The sequence below is a fragment of the Legionella lytica genome (genome assembly GCF_023921225.1).
Taxonomy (GTDB): domain Bacteria; phylum Pseudomonadota; class Gammaproteobacteria; order Legionellales; family Legionellaceae; genus Legionella; species Legionella lytica.
Genome location: NZ_CP071527.1, coordinates 2,423,847 through 2,444,159 on the forward strand (window position 1 = coordinate 2,423,847; position 20,313 = coordinate 2,444,159).

Genomic DNA, 20,313 nt, shown 5'->3' on the forward strand with positions numbered 1-20,313 from the left:
CAAAATAAATCTTAATATTTCATTACTGCACACTCATCACCAAGCAAGTTGCTTAAAAGTCCTAATAATTCATCACTCGGTTCAACATACCACTGTTTCGCTAAACTTAATTGTGCCTTTGCATGCTCATTGGTATAAGCAAACTGTACGGCACAGCCACCTGAATGACCTTTTAATATAGTTTGAATTGAGGACAACATACCCTGGTGCTCTGATTTTAAACGTAATTCCAAACAACGGGCAAATCTTGAGCGCGCTGAGGAGACATTATACAGACAACTGGCCGTCATTTTAACTCCCCCACTAAAATCATCGTGGGCAACCTCACCTTCCACTACGAGCATGTCGCCAGCTGCTAGAGGGGATGTAAATGATTCAAATACTTCCCCAAAGACCACCACGTCCATCCTGGAAGTCGAATCATCCATACCAATTATTACTAATTTTTTACCACGTTTGGTAATAATCTTACGAATACCTGAGACTTGAGCACAAATTACTGCTTTTTTATGCATGGAGGGATTTAATTGGCTTATAGGAACTATAAAATCCACAAACTCGCGACGATATTGATCTGCAGGATGGCCTGTTAAATAAAAACCTAAAACTTCTCGCTCACCATCCAACCGCTGTGCTTCAGACCAGGGTTTACATTCTACATATTCTTGGTTGCTGGCATCATCTTCTAATAGGGTAAATAAATCGAATTGACCGCTGGATTGATTTTGATGCTCTTTTTCAGCAACCTTTAATGCTTTTTCTAATGACGCTGTCAGCACCGCACGCTCAACCTTCCACGCATCAAACGCACCACTTTTAATCATGGCTTCAAGCACCCGACGGTTCACCTTTCGTAAATCCAATCGTTGGCAAAAACTAAATAAATCGGTATAGATTCCTTGCGCTTCACGTTCCTGGGTAATGCAATCAATCGCATTTTCCCCTACCCCTTTAATCGCACCAAGGCCATAGACAATAGTGGTGTCATCAGTCACAGTGAAGTGATACATCGATTGATTAACTAATGGAGGAAGCACAGTTAGCTTCATATGCGCGCATTCATCGATAAAAGTTACTACTTTATCCGTGTTATCCATATCCGAAGACATTACCGCAGCCATAAAGGCTGCTGGATAATGGGCTTTAAGCCACGCCGTTTGGTACGCAACTAAAGCATATGCAGCAGAGTGCGATTTGTTAAAACCATAGCCTGCAAATTTTTCCATCAAGTCGAAGATATAGGTTGCGACTTTTTCATCGACCCCACGTGCCGTAGCCCCCTCGGTAAAAATTTCCCGCTGTTTAGCCATCTCTTCGGGTTTCTTTTTACCCATCGCTCGACGTAACATATCCGCAGCACCTAAGGTGTAATTCGCAAGAACCTGAGCGATCTGCATCACCTGTTCCTGGTATAAAATAACCCCATAGGTTGGTTTCAAAATAGGTTCCAAATCAGGATGAGGATAATCAACCGCCGCACGCCCATGCTTACGGTCAATAAAGTCATCCACCATTCCTGATTGCAAGGGTCCAGGCCGGAATAACGCCACCAACGCGATGATGTCTTCAAAACAATCCGGTTGTAATCGACCAATCAATTCTTTCATCCCGCGGGATTCCAGCTGGAATACGGCGGTTGTTTTACACGCTTTGAGCAAATCAAAAGTGGCTTCATCATCCGTAGGAATTTGGCTGATATCGATTATAGGCAGGCCATTTTTTTGATTTTGTTTATTTACGGTCGCCAAAGCCCAATCAATAATGGTCAGTGTTCTTAAACCCAAAAAGTCAAACTTCACCAAACCCGCGGCTTCAACATCATCCTTATCGAACTGGCTCACAATTTGAGTGGAGCCTTCTTCACAATAGATTGCGGTAAAATCAGTAAGCAAGGAAGGCGCAATAACTACGCCCCCCGCATGCTTTCCAGCATTACGGGTAATCCCTTCCAGTTTCAGCGCTAAATCAATAAGCTCCTTAACCTCTTCTTCCTCTTGATAACGGCGCTCTAGCTCAGGCTCCTGCTCCATCGCCTTGCTTAAAGTGATTCCTATTTCAAAGGGAATGAGTTTGGCCAGTTTATCCACAAAGCCATAGGGGTGACCTAAAACTCGTCCCACATCACGTACTACCGCCTTGGCGGCCATAGTACCAAACGTAATGATCTGAGACACACTTTGGCGACCGTATTTTTCGGCCACGTAGTCAATAACGCGGTCGCGACCTTCCATACAAAAGTCAATATCAAAGTCAGGCATAGAAACCCGCTCGGGGTTCAAAAAGCGCTCAAACAGTAATTCATACTCTAAAGGATCAAGGTCAGTAATTTTTAGCGCATAAGCAACTAAGGATCCCGCACCCGATCCCCTTCCCGGACCTACAGGAACACCATTGAGTTTGGCCCATTGAATAAAATCCGCAACGATGAGGAAGTAACCAGGGAACCCCATGTTATTAATTACATCAAGCTCAACTTGCAAACGCTTGTCGTATTCGCCGCGTGCAGCAGCTAACTCTTCTGCCGATTTATTTTTAAATATTTGCGCTAAACGCTCTTCCAAACCGACTTGGGATAGATGCGATAAATAATTTTCAACCGTAGAGCCTTCTGGAATGGGGAAGTTCGGTAGGTAATTATTCCCTAAATCCAGTTTTACTGTACAACGTTTACTAATTTCTACGGTATTTTGAATCGCAGAAGGCAAATCGGCAAATAAAGCCTCCATTTCTTCTGCAGAACGTAAGTACTGCTGCGCGCTGTATTGTTTACTACGGCGTGGATCCGCTAAGGTATAACCATCGTGAATGCAAACACGCGCTTCATGGGCGTCAAAATCATCGGCATCAATAAAACGTACATCATTGGTTGCTACCAACGGCAATTGCAATTCATCAGCTAAAGCAATCAATTGTTCATTGTATTGAGTTTCATCCGGTCTACCAGTACGTTGGATTTCCAAATAAAAACGATTGGGGAAAAGATTTTGCCAATATCGCGCACGGTTTCTAGCTAACTCTAAATCATTAGCCAATAAGGCTTGCCCTATGTCACCAAACTTGCCACCGGATAAAGCAATTAAGCCTGCCGAGTATTCTTCAATCCATTGATTCTGAACGCGAGGTTGCCCTTGGTGTTGCCCCTCTTGGTATGCTTTAGAAACTAAGCAGGTCAAATTTTTATAGCCTTCCGCATTAAGGCACAAAAGTACTAAAGATGAAATTCGCTCAGGCTGCAAAGGATCATGGCAAGGAAGGTCACTACCAATAATCGGTTTAATTCCGGAGTCTAATGCGGATTTGTATAATTTTACCGCAGCAAATAAATTGCAATGATCGGTGACCGCAACGGCGCACATCCCCCGAGAGGGCAATGCCTTCATTAATGGCTTTATTCGCACCAGACCATCAACTAGTGAAAATTCCGTGTGAACGCGCAGGTGAACGAAACGTTGTTGCATAGAAGAATAAACTCAATCGCCGGTTTTAATCTGATGTCGATTTTAACGTAATTATTGTCGGGGATCAAAAGCGTCTCTTACTGCATCAGCAAATAAGTTAATTGCTAGAACCAACAAAAACATAAATACAAAGGCTGCCAACATAGGCCACCATACCACAGGATCCCGCGCTAATTCCAATCGAGCACTGTTAATCATATTCCCCCAACTAATGGTCATAGGAGACACACCTACTCCAACGTAGGACAGCAAAGCTTCAGCCATAACTAAGAAACTAAAATCCAGGACCAGGGTAATTACCACGATATGCATCACATTCGGTAATAAATGTTTGCGTAAAATAGTAAACCAATTAGAACCTAAAGCACGCGCCGCCCAAACATAGTCAACCTCACGTAATTTCAAAGCTTCTGCCCGTAAAAGACGACATAAACTAGTCCAACTGGTTACCCCTAAGATCAAGCATAAGGCGAGCAACCGAGCATCTGCACTGCGAGCTAAGGTTGGAAATTGTTCGGGATGGTTGGCAATGTAGGTTTGTAGTGATAATACGGATGCGGTAATTAATAACACTCCGGGAATAGAGCTTAAAGTGGTGTATACATATTGAATAATGTCGTCCGCAAGACCACCGAAATACCCGGCAACTACCCCTAAAAATAAGGCCAAAGGCAGCATGAAGAGTGTGGTTAATAAACCAATGATTAAGCCCGTGCGAATACTTTTAACCGTAAAATAAAAAATATCCTGACCAATTTGTCCAGTGCCTAAAACGTGGAAAATACGAGATAGCTGATAACCATAGACGATAAAAAAACTAAGTAGGATTAACGTGATTAATACACTTAAATTTGTGGAGCTAAATCGCCATCCAGGAACTCCCCGCAAGTAACGATAAAGAAGAAGCACGCAGAAGAACGTCAGACCAATACCTAAGCTCCATTGCAATGAATACCAAGCCTTACTTTTAATCACCTGTTTCTTTTCTGCCTCTGTGCTTACCCATTTTGCCGGATAATTTAAACGAGGAAAAAACTGGGTAACCACGCCATTAACTAAGGTAGTATCGGTAACAAATTGATACAAGGCTAAGGGGGCTGAGTAAGTTTTTTCGTTAATTTCATCAATTGGCGATAAGATTTTATCCAGGACAGATATTGAGGATTCGGATTGACTATGAGATTGGAAATGAATGGAATCTAATACGCCTATAGTGAGAAAGGCTAAAAGAATAATCCCAGCACTGACAGCAATAGGACGATGCAGAATCATCGAAAATGAACGTCGTATGTGTTGTTTGCGTAAACTCAATAAAACAGTAAGCGTTCCCAATGCCAGAAGTATGAGAAAACATTTATCGGTCCACAAAAATTCAAATGTCATTTTTTATTCTCTATTATCATCACAGATTTCTTAAGCGTTCCACAACGTATCCTGTCAACTCGCCCTAATGAACACAGTTCTAGAATATCAATAATTACGATAACTTAACCCGCGGATCAACCAACATATAAGAAAAATCGGTCAATACCAAACCGACGATATACATAATTGACCCCAGAAATACCATAGCCCGCACAATCGCAAAATCCTGTTGTTGGATCGCATCAATAATGTAACTACCTAAACCGGGAATACCAAAAAAAGACTCCAAGATTAAGCTTCCCATAAAGAGCGAGGGAATAATCACCACAATCCCAGTAAGAATCGGCAACATGGCATTTTTTAGCACGTGCTTAAACATAATTTTGCGTTCGTTTAAACCCTTAGCGCGTGCCGTCTTCACATAATCCTTATTCATTTCTTCCAGAAACAAAGTTCGATACCAACGGCCACCTGCTCCTAAACTTCCCAATACCGCTACGACCACAGGAAGAATAATAAATTTAAATGCTTCTACTCCCCCATCATAGCCAGAAATAGGAACCAGGCGCAGTAATTTTCCAAACAGATATTGGCCACCGATAATGTAAAATAAACTGGAAATAGACATTAAAATGATGCAAATAATCACCCCTGTTAAATCAAGATAAGTACCTCGGAAAAACGCCATCGCCATTGCCAATACAATATTGCTTAACACATCTAAAAATAAAACGGGTATAGCGATAGCTAAGCTAGGCCACATTCTAAAAGTAATGTCCTGACTAATGTCACGGCCAGCATCCGACATCCCAAAATCGAAGGTAAATAAACGCATCGATTTTTGGAAAAATAAGGTCGCCTCAAGCTTTTCTAATCCGATTTTCTGCGCGTTAAAAAACAAGGGTAAATCATAGCCATGGGCCGTTTTCCAATCATCAATAACTTGTTGTTGCACATGCTTTTGCCCCAAATGCATTCGCGCAATATCATCAGGAGTATTGACCATAAAAAATAAAATAAAGGTAAGCACATTAATGCCAAAAAGGATGGGAATTGCATAAAAAAATCGACGTACTAAATACTTCATCATGGCTAATTAATCCTCTTAGCTGGCTGTTTTTCTTTCTTGGCATAGGCGATGAATAGAGGAACAACCAAGACTAAAACTAAAATCAGTAATAAACCTAAAGGCCAAAAAATGGGTTGATTCCACTCAAGTCGTAATCGATTACGTTCTGCCACATCAACCGCTACATATTTCAAACTACTTAATCCAATAGTGTTGTACTTCGTGGGAGAAACCCAATTATGAGCCAGAATCAAATTCTCTGTATTATATCCCCAAGACCAAGGAGCATCATGACGCACAATTTCCACCATTCGATCAATAATCTCTTGTCTTGTTGCATCGTTTTGACGATTTTTCATCAAATCAAATAAACGGTCAAACTCAGGATTTTGGTAATTCGCAGCATTTTCCCCGCCATGCTTTGCCTTCCCATTAGCGCCATAGAGCAAAAATAGGAAATTTTCCGGATCAGGATAATCCGCAGACCAGCCCCAGCTAAATATTTGAGCATTACCCGTCCGCATTTTTTCCTGGAATCGATTATATAAAGTGGCTCGTACATTCAAATCAATACCAATCCTGGCAAATTGTTTACGCACCCAATCCAGTATCGCCTTATCACCAGGCCCTCCAGTCGTCATCGTATCATAATGTAGGATAAGTGCCTTGCCAGTTTTCGGATCAATCCCTCCAGGATAGCCCGCATCAGCCATTAATTTTTGCGCATCACTTAGTGAACGTCGAACAGCCTCGCCATCTTTCCACTCAAAAACATAAGGATTAATACCCACCTGCCCCTCCCGGTACCCAAAAATACCTGGTGGAATAGGACCCTGAGCAGCATTTCCCCGCCCATTATAAAAAATAGCAATGCGCTCATCCTCATTGACTACAATAGAAATTGCTTGCCTTAATTTACGCGCGCGCTCGCTTTGCCCACCCACTACATTATCGAGCATATTAAATCCTAGATAATGAACGCTAGGTTCTTGGCTTTGCGTTAAATACACCCCTTTCCTATGCATTTCTGGAGTTAAAGTGGCATTGCCGTGCTTATTAATGTGAATAGCCTGATCGAAACTGTCCGAGCTGATAGCGGAATCATCATAATACCCTTGTAAAAACTTATTCCAGCGAGGAATACTTTCTTTTTCTAAAGTAAATATGATTTTATCGATTAAGGGTAATCGCTCTCCTGCATGACGCAAGAATCCCGCTTTTTTATCCTCCTCTGAACCCACGAGGGGGAAAAATTGCGAATGAAAATTAGGATTTTTTTCTAGAATCATACTGCGATTAGGATTATTAATGGTCAGCATAAAAGGCCCTGTACCTATAGGATACCAGCCTAGGGAAATGTTTTTATCGCTCATTCCTGGTTGGGAATAAAATACATTGGCCTCCCAGGGCATAGGCGCAAAAAAGGGCATGGCCAGCCAAAATAGGAATTGCATGTATTGGCCTTTTAAGGTGATTTCAAAAGTATAATCATCCAGTTTTTTGAGTCCCGCTAAAGGATAATTTCGTAAATCAGTGGACGCGCTTAGTCCAGGAAGTGTTTTTGCATACTCCTTAAAACCAAGAATATACCCACTCATTAATCCATAAATTGGCGAACTAACCGCAGGATTAGCCAAACGTTTAATCTGATAAATGTAATCATCTGCAATCAGCTCACGAGTGCCAGTATGGGCAAAATCGGATAACTGGTTAATATCATATTCATCTAAATAGTCAGGAGTTAAATGGTGGTACAAATAATGCCCATCTTGGGTCCGTGCTAACGCGGGATGAGGTTGATAATAAATCCCTTTCTTTATCCGTAAGGTATATACGGTATAAGCCGGTACTATTTCGCTTTTTTCGGGCAAAGGTTTACCCTGAGCATCCAAATATCTAATTTGTGGAAACAGAGCCGCTGTAGAAGGTACTAATTGATAGGGTCTGATCAGGTAATCATATTCGAGTAAAGGCTCATAAATTTGGGAAATAAATAGGTATTCGTTTGACGAGTAAGCTAATGCAGGATCTAAGGTTTTTGGTTGCTCACCAAAAGAGGTATAAAAAATACGTTCGTTGGCTTGGCTTTGCGGATAAGGATTGTTAAGAACCCAAGAGCGAGCATAAGTTAAATTGAGGCTACTTAGCATCAATATCAGGAACAATCCTGTTCTTAGTATCATGGTACATCCTTATTCTTTAACTAATTAAGGGTTAGCCCCAAAGCATATAGCCCCAGAACCAACCAACAGCCGCTTTATAACCCAGCAATCAAGCCCAAAAACTGTTCTTCATCCAAAACCGTCACGCCCAGACTAGTCGCCTTATCCAACTTGGACCCAGCTTCAGTCCCGGCAACCACATAACTCGTCTTCGCAGACACGCTGCCACTAACCTTCGCCCCTAAAGCCAATAATTTAGCCTTCGCCTCTTCTCGCCCCATACTACTTAAAGTTCCGGTCAAAACCACCGTTTTACCAAAAAATGGATTCTCCTGGTTGATTTGTTTTTTCTCGATTATTGGCCAATGTATTCCTAACTCCAATAAGCGTTTAATGATTTGTAAATTGTGTTCTTGAGCAAAGAAATGCACTACATAAGACGCACCTACCGGACCAATATCATTTAAACTCATTAACTCTTCTTCGGTAGCGGCTGCAATTGCAGGAATATCACCAAAATGCTCCGCTAAAACTCGAGCACTGGACTCACCAATCTCGCGAATACCTAAAGCATATAAAAAGCGACTAAAGGTCGTTTTTTTACTCTCCTCTAAAGCCTGTAATAAATTGTGTGCGGATTTAGCCCCCATGCGGGGCAGTTTTTCTAACATAGCCACATCAAGCTCATAAAGATCCGATAAATGCCGAATGAAGCCTTCATCCACCAATTGCTCAATTAATACAGAACCTAAACCTTCAATGTACATTGCCTTACGCGAAGCAAAATGCCACATCATTCGTTTTAATTGTGCTTTACAGAATAAACCTCCGACACAACGAGCAACTGCCTCCCCTTCTTCACGTACAACATCAGAACCACAAACAGGGCATTTTTCCGGTAAGTGAATCATTTGCGTCTGTTCAGGCCGCCGTTCCATAACCACCGAAACCACCTCTGGAATCACATCTCCAGCACGACGAATGATCACGGTATCGCCAATGCGAATGTCTTTTCTGGCTATCTCATCCATATTGTGTAAGGTCGCATTACTCACGGTAACCCCTGCCACACTCACCGGCTCTAAACGCGCTACGGGAGTTAAGGCGCCAGTACGCCCAACCTGAAAATCTACGGCAAGCAATATTGTCATTTCTTCAGACGCCGGAAATTTATGGGCGCAAGCAAAACGAGGGGCTCGAGAAATAAAACCTAATTGCTGTTGCAAGCGGATGCTATCGATTTTGTAAACAACGCCATCAATTTCAAAAGGCAACTGCTCCCGTTTTGCCAGGATGCTATGGTAATAATCCAAACAACCAGCCATTCCATTAACACGCTTAGTTTCAGACGACACACGAAAGCCAAACTCCTTCAGCAACTCTAATTGCTGCCAGTGAGTTTCGGGGAGCTTATAGCCCTCACAAGCACCAATACCATAGCAATAAATTGCCAGTGGCCGATGTGCCGTAACCGCCGGATTTAATTGGCGTAAACTTCCCGCTGCTGCATTCCGTGGATTGGCGAAAACTTTTTCCCCTTGCATTTGCGCTTTTTTATTATATTCAGCAAAACCCGCCTTGGGCATGTATACCTCACCACGAATCTCAATAAAACGAGGAGGATTATCTGTTCGCAGCTTTAAAGGGATAGATGCGATTGTTTTAATATTCGCGGTAATATTTTCACCAGTAGTCCCATCTCCGCGAGTTGCCGCAGAAACCAAGATTCCATCTTCATAAGTGAGATTAACAGCCAACCCATCCAGCTTGGGTTCGCAAACAAATACTAACTGTTGATTAGGTTCATCGAGTTTATCTGTGACGCGCTTTACAAAAGCGTGTAGTTCATCATCAGTAAACACGTTAGAAAGAGACAACATTGCTTGTCGGTGAGATACTGGCATAAACGCATCTGCAGGAGTACCACCAACACGCTGTGTGGGTGAATCTGCAGTAAGCAATTGCGGATATTGCGTTTCTAAATCCTGTAATGCTCGAAAGCAGCGATCGTATTCTATATCAGGGACAAGAGGTTCATCGAGCACATAATAATGATGATCATATTGCCGAATCTTCTCTTTTAACTGGTTAATTTGCCCTGCTATTTCGTTACTCATAAACTATCCGTTAATTTAATAAGGTAAAACCCGCCCCTTCTAAAAATCACGCTAAATTGCTTCGCTAATGCGCGCAATGCCGGTGTTTTATACGTCATTATAAAAATGGCTAAATAGGAACTTAAAACATTAGTTTATCACTAAATTTTATGCTATAGATACAGGTTCAATCGAATATTGAGGCATGATAAAAATGGACTTTAAACGTGTTTTAATTGCTTTTTTATTAGCTGTATTTTCAACATTAATTCAAGCCGATGAAAATACAGGCGTTGCCTTTGTACATGGAACAGGAGATCATCGTCAGGATGCCTATGGAGGTTATTGGAAAGTTGATTTTATCGACAGCGTCACTCAAGGATTAGCAAATCCTGAAAACTATGTCGTCACTCATTGTAATTACAGTAATTACATGTGGGATGAAACTGCTGGTGAATGCACTGTGGAACAATTATTAAAATTCATACACGCTAATAATATCAGCACACTTACAGTTTATACCCATTCCAATGGGGGTAATGTATTGCGTTGGATTTTATCAAACCCTACATACAGTAATCGCTACATGGAACTAAAAAAACATATTGGAAGAGTAGTTGCTTTAGCCCCATCGAGCACAGGCACCCCCCTTGCTGACTTAGTATTAAGTGGCCATGTTATGAGCTCAAGCTTATCCTGGGTTTTAGGCTTCCATGGCGATGCCATCAAACAGCAACGCATCGGTGATATGCGTATATATAATGAAGAATTATTATTCGGTACCCAAGGGCGCCCTTCATTGCCCGTATCGTTTAACCCAATCATTGGGAGCGATGTAGTTGCATCACCTTTATCCTCCGCCAGTTATTGCAATGGCTACTTGCTTAACAGCGGATTAAAAATTACTAAATTATATCTTGATAAATGTTCCGATGGATTTTTAAATTGCAGCTCTCAAGAGGCAGCAGGAGAAGTCTGGTTTCACGATAAAGATCGCCTGGAAAACAATTGGACTTTAAGTCATAACCAAAGCAGACATTCCTGCTTTGGACTGGACAAAATTCTTATAAGTGCCTTAGCTACAGAAGGAGCTGTACAATGAAAACAACCCATCTTTTTTTAATGTCTGCATTTTGCTTGAGTCAAGCCCATGCATATACATTACCTCAGCATCCTACCAAAGCTTATGAATGTAATGAGTGCGATAAGTTATCTCATGAAACCTTACGTGCGAGTTGGACAATCGCGCAAACGCCCTTAGCACATCAGGTTAGTAATGATCAGAAAAGTTATAGCTATAATCAAGTCATTACTCTGGAACAGCTACGCCAGGGTGTTGCCATATCGACTCGCGCCCCCGGGGCTGTGGTGCGCATTACTCCCCTACAAAAAAAATCTGTGCCCTCCTTAGCACTGCAAACACCACAAAAGCTGCATCTAAGTCTGAAAGAAGCTTCCGCGCTGTACTCTAACGATGAAGATTTTGATGAATCATTGCTCGCCGCGGAGCATCAAACCATGACTCAACTTAAGCCCGAACTAGGCTTTGGTACCTTTATTCTTAAAAGCCAAACCACATCAGCCAATGATGCTAATTCCTACCTGATTAACGTGTTTGATAAGTTTTCATTACTCTATTTAAAAGTTGAACCAAGTTCTTTGCAGTATCAATATGGTGATGAATTTTCAGCAACAATTTCCTTAAAAGATTATGACACCGACTATTCTGTAGATGATCTTAGTGTGTCATTAATAGGCACCAATGATGAGTTTATTCCGTTAAAACTGAGTAGAGTAAAACGTAATGAATTTAAGGCGAAAACAAGGTTACTGTCTGAGTTAAATACACAGGGTGACAATTGGTATGTGGAAGCAGAAGTATTCAGTGAGCAAGAAGACGGCTATGTACGTCGTACTGCACGAAGCGCATTTTCTTACTCAATTCCATCTGCAAGCTTAATCGCACTGAAAAAGGTATCCTCTACTCCACTAACCTTTACGGCAACCGTGGATGTAGCTACTGCTAGTCGCTATGCACTACAAACAGTACTTTTTAATCGCAACAGTACGGGAAAGCTGTTGCCAGTGGAAACAGCTCAAAGCGCACAGTGGTTGGAACCAGGAAAGCAAACGATTAAATTTAGCTTTGACAATTCCAAGCATTTAACAGAGGATACGCTATCCGTTGGTTATCTGCATCTTACTGATTACGGTCAATTAAAAACCGTTTATCAATATGATGAGCCAATAAAACTTAGCAAACTCATGGATTAATGCATGCAATTTTTATCTTCGTTTACCCTGCTTGAGGGCGTTGCATTGGCAATTGCCCTACAGTTTTTCTTCTTTATTTGGTTCTTAGTTAAGCAAAATCAACACAAAAAATTAAGTGCCCAACTTAATGAAAAAGTGCTTGAAACGTTTACCAATCAACTGCATCAAGTACATCTTGATATCAATGAAAAAATCGGTCAGGGACAGTTACTTACCCAACAATTAATTCATGACACCGTACACAAACAAATGACTGACGTACGTGAGCAAATAAGCCATAGCTTCAAACAACACGCCAGTTCCCTCACCTCTCATCTACAAATTCTCACCGAGGAAATTCGCACCCATTTACATAGCCTAACGCAACAGGTTAATCATAAGCTTACGGAAGGGTTTGAAAAAACTTCATCAACATTTATTGATGTAGTAAAAAGACTAACCATTATTGATGAGGCACAAAAGAAAATTACGGAGCTTTCAAGTCATGTGGTCAGTTTGCAAGATGTATTAGTTGATAAAAAAGCCCGTGGAGCCTTTGGCGAAGTTCAACTCTCAGCCTTAATTGGGAATATGATTCCAGCAACCCACTATCAAATGCAGTACACCCTGAGTAATCAAAAGCGTGCGGACTGTATTTTGTTTTTGCCAGACCCTACAGGAAATGTAGTGATTGATGCGAAATTCCCCTTAGAAACTTATCAACGTATTATTAATAGCGAAGTAAGTTCTGTTGAACGCAAAACCTTGCAACAGCAATTTCGCCAAGATATTCAAAAGCACATTAAAGACATTGCAGAAAAATACATTATCCCTAACGAAACCAGTGATGGCGCCATGATGTTCATTCCTGCCGAATCAATTTTCGCAGAAATTCATGCAAACTATCCTGATTTAATTGCCTTATCGCAACGCTTGAAAGTATGGATGGTTTCTCCCAGCACCTTAATGGCTGTTCTAACCACCGCAAAAGCGGTGCTTAAAGACGATGCCACCCGCAAACAAATCCATATTATTCAAAAACATTTACATGCATTAGCAGATGATTTTCAACGTTTTGAAAAGAGGATGGATAAATTATCCAAACATATTAATCTGGCACATCAAGATGTGAGCGAAGTGAATACTTCGGCGAAAAAGATTAGCTCTCGCTTTCAAAAAATTGAATCAGTAGATATCGATTTAGAAGAAATAGAATTAATTGAAACGGATGAAATAAGTCAGGAGGCTTAAAATAAGTTTGTTGGGAAGGATGAATCGTGTTTTAGAATAAACACATTAACAAATTGAACAGTTTATATTCTAACTTCCCAATTTGTTTGCTACAATCCACCTCGATTTTACAACACTGGAGTAAAACATTGTGATCACACTATATAACTATTTCCAATTCGCCAAAACAGCAATGACCATTGGTCTTTTGGTAGCCGCAGGATTACTTTTCTGGCCTGGTGCTTTAGCTACCGTTGCTAACTTCTCCCTTTTTGGATTATCTATTGCTGCTTATGTTGGCTCCAATGTTCTATATCAAGCAGGCGCAGTGGCGGCCTTAACCTTTGTAGGCCTTCATGCATTAGGCATTACCATGGATGTCGTTGGCGGTTTCTTCAGCCTACTAAAATCTTGTTGTTGTTCTTCTAGAGCCCAAGAAGAGGACTATCCAACTTATCGTTCTCACCAGGCAAGAGCGCCGCAAGCAAAACAAGATTCATATCAAATGTTTAACCAGGCAATGCCACCTTCATATGGCCAACACGTTGCCCAAACTCAGAGCCCGCCCAGTTATCAGACGATTTACCAGCAACCATCCCAGCCTAGCTATCAGCCAATTTATCCTCAACTTGGTGGCCATGGTAATCAGCAAGAAACATATAGCGGATATCCTAAGCTCCAATAGGCATAGTCTGGTTGCTTGCAACCAGGTTTTCCTCAAAGTAATAACCAGATAGGACTCTGGTATAGGCAGAGTAAAAAGAATTCCTGGTTGCAAGCAACCAGGCTACCGTTAAATATCAAATAGTGTAGCCCGTATTAGCCCAGCGTAATACGGGGATTTGTGCCGCAACCACCCGTATTACGACTTCGTCTAATACGAGCTACGAATTTTTAATTTTTGAAGATTAAGTAAATAATAAACATGGAAACATTACTCTACCAAAACACACAGACCAAACAAATATGGGGGCAACTCCATGGCAGTAGCTTAGCTCTTGCTTTAGCCGAATATTGCCAAAAAACGCCGGGCATTAAATTACTCATTGCTCAGGACAATCTCAGCGCCAATCAATTGCAGTCTGAATTAGAATTCTTTTTAAATCCAAAACAATCAGAGCAAGAACTTTTATTTTTCCCTGATTGGGAAACCTTACCCTATGATCAATTTTCTCCACATCAAGATATTATTTCAGAACGGCTCTATACCTTAAGCCGCATTCAGCAAGTCAGCGATGCCATTATTATTACTTCTGCAAACACTTTAATGCATCGACTCTGTCCCCCTGAGTTTTTAAATCAATATGCCCTAATGCTTAAGAAGGGGCAAAAACTGGATCTGGAAGCCTTCAGAAACCAGCTGCAGCAATCGGGTTATCATTGCGTTAATAAAGTATTAGAGCATGGTGAGTTTGCCTTACGCGGCTCAATTATTGATGTATATCCCATGGGCTCTACCCGACCCTTTCGTATCGAGCTTTTTGATGATGAAATCGAAAGTTTAAGGGAGTTTGATACCGAAACCCAACGCACTATAGAGAAAATACCTTACATAAACGTATTACCAGCACGTGAGTTTCCACTCAATGAGCAAAGCCAAACCCTATTTCGCAGGGCATTTCGTGAATTATTCCCGGGAAATCCCAGCAACTGCCCCATCTATGAAGCCATTAGTCATGGGCAATTTCCTGCTGGCATAGAATACTATCTACCACTATTTTTTGAAAAAACCGTCACCTTTTTTGATTATTTGCCTCAAGATGCCAAAGTTTGTTTGATTGAAAACATTCAAGATAATGCCGAACAATTTTGGCAGGAATTAACCGGGCGTTATGAACAACGCCGTTATGACATCAGCCGCCCTATTCTTGAGCCAACAGCATGCTTTCTTAATCCATCTGAGCTTTTAACCAAAGCTAATGAATATCAACAATTGCGTTTATTCCATACACCGAGTAGTAAAAAAGGTGCAGTAACGAATTTTGATATTACTCCAGCTCCTGAATTGCCTATTGATAGAAAAACACAAGAGCCGTTGAGCCGTTTACGTGAATACTGTACGGATACCTCTCGCCGTTATCTAATCGTGGTAGAAAGTGCGGGACGCCGCGAAGTATTACTTGACCTGCTTAAACCCAGTGGCATCCTTCCTAAAATTCAAAGCAGTTGGCATGATTTTATCAAGGATACCGCTCCGATTAATATCACCACCGGAGCCTTGGTTACCGGTTGTGAATTAACGCAGAGCAATACGGTTTTAATTGTAGAGTCGCAGCTATTTGGGGAGCAAAGTACTCCTCAACGACGTAGTGCACAAAAAACGGTTGACCCGGATTTAATTATCCGAGATATGGCTGAATTGCGTTTAGGTGCCCCAGTCGTTCATTTACAATTTGGCGTGGGACGTTATCAGGGATTACAGCACATCGAGAGCAACGGTACTGCCAGAGAATTTTTAGTTTTAACTTATGCCGGTGAAGATAAAATTTATGTTCCGGTTACCTCCTTACATTTAATTAGCCGCTATACAGGTGTAGACAGCGAACATGCTCCCTTGCATAAATTGGGTTCGGACCAATGGCAAAAAGAGAGGAAAAAAGCTGCTGAAAAAATTCATGATGTGGCCATCGAACTTCTTGATCTCTACGCGAAGCGAGAAGCACAACCAGGCCATCAATATGAAGTCAGTCACAACGAATATGCACGCTTTGCCAGTGCCTTTCCCTTTACCGAGACTGTAGATCAGCTGCAGGCTATAGACCAAATCATGAATGACATGTCTTCGACCAAACCCATGGACCGCTTGATTTGCGGTGATGTAGGTTTTGGTAAAACTGAAGTCGCCATGCGCGCGGCATTTATTGCTGTGCAAAATAACAAACAAGTTTGTGTACTGGTACCAACTACCCTACTTGCCGGGCAACATTTTGAATCATTCAGAGATCGTTTTGCTGATTTTGCAGTGAACATTGAACTGCTGTCGCGTTTTCGCTCAGCCAAAGAAACAGAGGCGGTGCAAGCCTCATTAAAGTCCGGGAAGGTCGACATTGTTATTGGTACGCACAAGCTATTTCAAAGCTCTATTGCCTTTAAAAATCTGGGCCTATTAATTATCGATGAAGAACACCGTTTTGGCGTTAAGCAAAAGGAGCACATCAAAGCATTGCGTACTCATGTTGATATTTTATCAATGACGGCGACCCCCATTCCAAGAACGCTGAATATGGCAATGGCAGGAATCCGTGATATATCACTGATGACTACTCCGCCCGCCAAACGTTTGGCAATTAAAACCTTCTGGCAGGAAAAGAAAGATCCCACCATTCGTGAAGCAATTTTGCGTGAAATATTAAGAGGCGGGCAGGTTTTCTTCTTGCACAATAATGTGGAGACCATTGAGCGTATTAGTCAGGATCTACAAACATTGGTTCCTGAAGCCAAGGTTCGTACTGCGCACGGTCAAATGCGTGAGCGCGAATTAGAGCGGGTAATGTCTGAGTTTTATCACCACCGCTTTAATGTATTGGTATGCACCACCATTATTGAAACGGGAATCGATATTCCTACAGCCAATACTATCATTATTGATCGCGCAGATAAATTTGGGTTAGCTCAGTTACATCAATTACGTGGTCGTGTTGGCCGTTCGCACCATCAGGCTTATGCTTATTTATTAACCCCAAATGAAAAATCATTAACTTCTGACGCAATAAAACGTTTAGAAGCTATTGTATCCTTAGAAGACCTAGGTGCCGGTTTTACCTTAGCAACCCATGATTTGGAAATTCGCGGTGCGGGTGAACTGTTAGGTGCAGAGCAAAGCGGTAATATGCACGCAATTGGCTTTAGCCTATTCATGGAAATGCTCGACAAAGCTGTCAGCGACTTAAAGGCAGGAAAAATACCCGAACTGTCTGCCCCAATGTATCAAGGTCCTGAAATTGACTTGCGTATTAGTGCAATTATCCCTGAGGATTATATTGGTGACATTCATAATCGACTCATTATGTATAAGCGCATTTCTAATGCCAAAGACAAACAACAATTGCATGAGCTGCAAATCGAGTTAATTGACCGCTTTGGTTTATTACCCCCACCTGTGAAACATTTACTGTTAATCACTGATTTAAAATTAAAAGCCCAGCAAATGGGCGTTCTAAAAATCAGCGCCGGCGCACAACAAGGCAAAATAGACTTTAATGAAACCCCCTCAATTGATCCTGGAGTTTTAATAAGTCTGATTCAAGTGCATGCCAAACGCTATCAAATGGAAGGCCCACAACGTTTACGTTTTACCTTGGATGGTACGACTCCAGAGGAGCGTATTTTTGAAATTCACAGCTTACTTGATAAATTAATGACATAAAAATAATACATGATTTTTGAGCTAAAGAAGACATTGCTTGGAAGAGTAATAACAATACCATGGAAGGCCTTCATCATCTTCGCACTGTGTGGTGTCATACTGACTTTATATCTACATCAAAGTATGGCGCTAAACTTCGCGAAGGCAAGCTTTGCCGTTACCCTACTTGCCGCATTGCTGATGTGGATTTTAAGATTGGTTCCTGAATATATCCCTGCATTAATTCTCATTTTAGCTTCCATTTTTCTCCATATAGCCCCAGAAAATATTACCCTTTCAGGTTACAGTTCCAACAGTTTTTTTCTTGCTACAAGTGTATTTGCTGTTGGTGCCATTATTACTAAATCACGTTTGTTCTATCGATTGTCATTAATTTTATTAATACACTTACCTTCTAAACAGTCCTTTCTACAAAAGTTTTTGTTCCTCTTTGGTGCGCTTATCACCCCAATAATGAGTGTACAAAGCTCACGAGTTGCCCTAATGGCTCCGTTGTTAGATGATATTTTAGAAAGTAGCACTATTGATCCCCGCAGTGATACAGCAAATGCCTTAGCAAATGCTGCCTTTAATGGCTGTATTTTATTATCGACTATTTTCCTTACAGGTAAATCAAGCAACTTTATTGTGTTTGGTTTGTTGTCAGAACAAAATCAATGGCAAGGAAATTGGTTGGGCTGGTTATGGGCCGCCTCTTTTCCAGGAATCTTGCTGGTTGCTTTATTCTTTTTGATGCAATCTCGAGTTTTCAAACCAACAACTCCGTTAAAAATGGATCATCTTAAATTAAAAAACGAGTTTAAAACCTTAGGAAAATTGTCATTTGATGAATGTATTGCCTTATTATGCCTTGGACTTTTTATTGCAGGCTCTGCTATTGCCACTTGGAAAAATACGTCTACTTCGTGGACTTGTTTGAGCATTTTCGTCTTGTTATTCAGTACTGGGGCATTAAATACAAAAGAGTTGGCCTCTAAAATTAACTGGAGTTTTTTATTTTATTTTGGCGCCATCATTGGCATCATGCATGCCTTACAGAATACAGGTCTGGAAACTTGGGTTCTGGAACATTTTCAATGGTTAAACCATTTGGCAACAATGAATTATCTCTACTTCATCATTGTAGTTTATGTTATTAGTTGGTTAACCGGGTTGCTTCTGGGTACGATGATTGCCCCCGCAATTTTATTTACCTTAATTATGCCTATTGCCAATCACAGCTCAATTAGTAATTGGGTGGTTGCCTTTGTCATTTTGGTGGCTACAGAAGCCTGGATTTTCCCTTACCAGTCCAGTTATTTTCTGTGTTTTGAGGAGTTGTTAAAACCAAATAATAATTTTCATCTGAATCCTTTGCTTAAATTAAATGCTTGGTTTTCGTTCTTAAAACTGGGGATCGTAATTGCTTCTATCCCTTTTTGGTATTTTTTTGGATTATTAAGTTAGCAGTTTTTCTATGTAATATAAAATGAAAAGGGCGTAAGAACTACGCCCTTGATTTGAATTAAACAAACAGCAAGATTGAAAGCAGTCTTGGGTCACAAAAGCGGACACCTCTGGAGTACTTTAGGCTTCTTAAAACTACTAAGCATGCACACCACACTCTCTATCTGGTCCCAAATGTCGTGATATTGGCTGATCAATATGTACCGTCTATGCTTCTAGCTTAGGTCACTTGGCGCAGTTTCGCCACTAATCTATTGTAAAGGTTTAGTTAATCTGATCGAAACTGCAACATTCATTATATTGGCGATGGGGGCACATAGTGACTAGCAGCATCTTCATTGATCGTAAGCCCCTCAAATAAATCAGGCCCACCTCTATCTTCCCACGCATTGCTTTGCGCGTGGGTAACGGCCGTGCGATCTAATACATTATCAATAATGACATCGGGTAATCCTGTAAACATAGGTCTTATCCCTTCATTAGCACATTTCTTTGTATAATCATGGATTACTTCGTCTAAGACCTCAACCTGCTTCTGTACTTGCGTTTTAACATCGGCAGCAGTTGCAGTTTGCAGTGCATCACCTCTTTTTTCTAATGCGTTCAATCTGAAAATTGCAGTGGCCATAAATCCGATATCTAAGGGATGAGGTCCGTCTTCACGTCCATCTGGTACATGTTCTCCAAACTTTAATGTAATTCCAGTAGCCTCTCCATGACGATTATTGAGGTATCGCGAAAGCACTCCACCAACTTGCCCGGAGGTATTTTCCATCCATTCTTGCGATACATTCATAAAACAGCCGCGCAAAATCATCTTCCCTGTGTTATTAGGACCAATTTGATCTTCTGGTTGGATTTTCATAGC

Annotated in this window: 12 protein-coding genes; 6 read left to right on the forward strand and 6 right to left on the reverse strand. The window is 41.2% G+C overall.

What is annotated here, in order from left to right:
* Positions 1 to 11: 11 nt before the first annotated feature.
* From dnaE to ligA, 5 genes are all read right to left on the reverse strand, one after another.
* Positions 12 to 3,458 carry a DNA polymerase III subunit alpha gene (gene dnaE, locus J2N86_RS10670; protein ID WP_252579433.1) on the reverse strand — a complete coding sequence of 1,149 codons (3,447 nt, stop codon included), beginning with the start codon at positions 3,456 to 3,458 and terminating at the stop codon, positions 12 to 14.
* A gap of 51 nt (positions 3,459 to 3,509) precedes the next feature.
* A complete protein-coding gene (locus J2N86_RS10675; protein WP_252579435.1) occupies positions 3,510 to 4,841 on the reverse strand; it encodes an ABC transporter permease in 1,332 nt (443 codons plus the stop codon).
* Between the two features lie 94 nt (positions 4,842 to 4,935).
* A complete protein-coding gene (locus tag J2N86_RS10680) occupies positions 4,936 to 5,913 on the reverse strand; it encodes an ABC transporter permease (RefSeq protein ID WP_252579437.1) in 978 nt (325 codons plus the stop codon).
* Between the two features lie 2 nt (positions 5,914 to 5,915).
* The gene (locus J2N86_RS10685; RefSeq protein ID WP_252579438.1) at positions 5,916 to 8,075 is read right to left on the reverse strand and encodes an ABC transporter substrate-binding protein; all 2,160 of its coding nucleotides are present in this window, start codon (positions 8,073 to 8,075) and stop codon (positions 5,916 to 5,918) included.
* 74 nt (positions 8,076 to 8,149) lie between these two features.
* Positions 8,150 to 10,171 (reverse strand): NAD-dependent DNA ligase LigA, encoded by a 2,022-nt coding sequence (gene ligA, locus J2N86_RS10690; RefSeq protein ID WP_252579440.1) that lies wholly within the window; start codon positions 10,169 to 10,171, stop codon positions 8,150 to 8,152.
* Between the two features lie 193 nt (positions 10,172 to 10,364).
* Between ligA and J2N86_RS10695 the strand changes: the two genes are divergently transcribed.
* From J2N86_RS10695 to J2N86_RS10720, 6 genes are all read left to right on the forward strand, one after another.
* Positions 10,365 to 11,252, forward strand: a complete 888-nt coding sequence (locus J2N86_RS10695; protein WP_252579441.1) for a hypothetical protein — start codon at positions 10,365 to 10,367, stop codon at positions 11,250 to 11,252.
* Positions 11,249 to 12,424: a DUF4785 domain-containing protein gene (locus J2N86_RS10700; protein ID WP_252579442.1), complete on the forward strand. Its 1,176-nt coding sequence runs from the start codon at positions 11,249 to 11,251 to the stop codon at positions 12,422 to 12,424. Before J2N86_RS10695 ends, J2N86_RS10700 begins: the two co-directional genes overlap by 4 nt.
* A 3-nt stretch (positions 12,425 to 12,427) precedes the next feature.
* Positions 12,428 to 13,654 carry a DNA recombination protein RmuC gene (locus tag J2N86_RS10705; RefSeq protein ID WP_252579443.1) on the forward strand — a complete coding sequence of 409 codons (1,227 nt, stop codon included), beginning with the start codon at positions 12,428 to 12,430 and terminating at the stop codon, positions 13,652 to 13,654.
* Between the two features lie 130 nt (positions 13,655 to 13,784).
* Entirely contained in the window at positions 13,785 to 14,318 is a 534-nt protein-coding gene (locus J2N86_RS10710) for a hypothetical protein (protein ID WP_252579445.1), read from the forward strand.
* A 234-nt stretch (positions 14,319 to 14,552) separates the two neighbouring features.
* Complete coding sequence (gene mfd / locus J2N86_RS10715) at positions 14,553 to 17,999, forward strand: transcription-repair coupling factor (RefSeq protein ID WP_252582443.1); 3,447 nt, start codon at positions 14,553 to 14,555, stop codon at positions 17,997 to 17,999.
* Positions 18,000 to 18,008: 9 nt separating this feature from the next.
* On the forward strand, positions 18,009 to 19,445 hold the full coding sequence (locus J2N86_RS10720; protein WP_252579446.1) for an SLC13 family permease: 1,437 nt from the start codon (positions 18,009 to 18,011) through the stop codon (positions 19,443 to 19,445).
* Positions 19,446 to 19,740: 295 nt separating this feature from the next.
* Here J2N86_RS10720 and J2N86_RS10725 read toward each other — a convergent pair whose 3' ends face one another.
* The gene (locus J2N86_RS10725) at positions 19,741 to 20,310 is read right to left on the reverse strand and encodes a hypothetical protein (protein ID WP_252579447.1); all 570 of its coding nucleotides are present in this window, start codon (positions 20,308 to 20,310) and stop codon (positions 19,741 to 19,743) included.
* Positions 20,311 to 20,313: the final 3 nt, after the last annotated feature.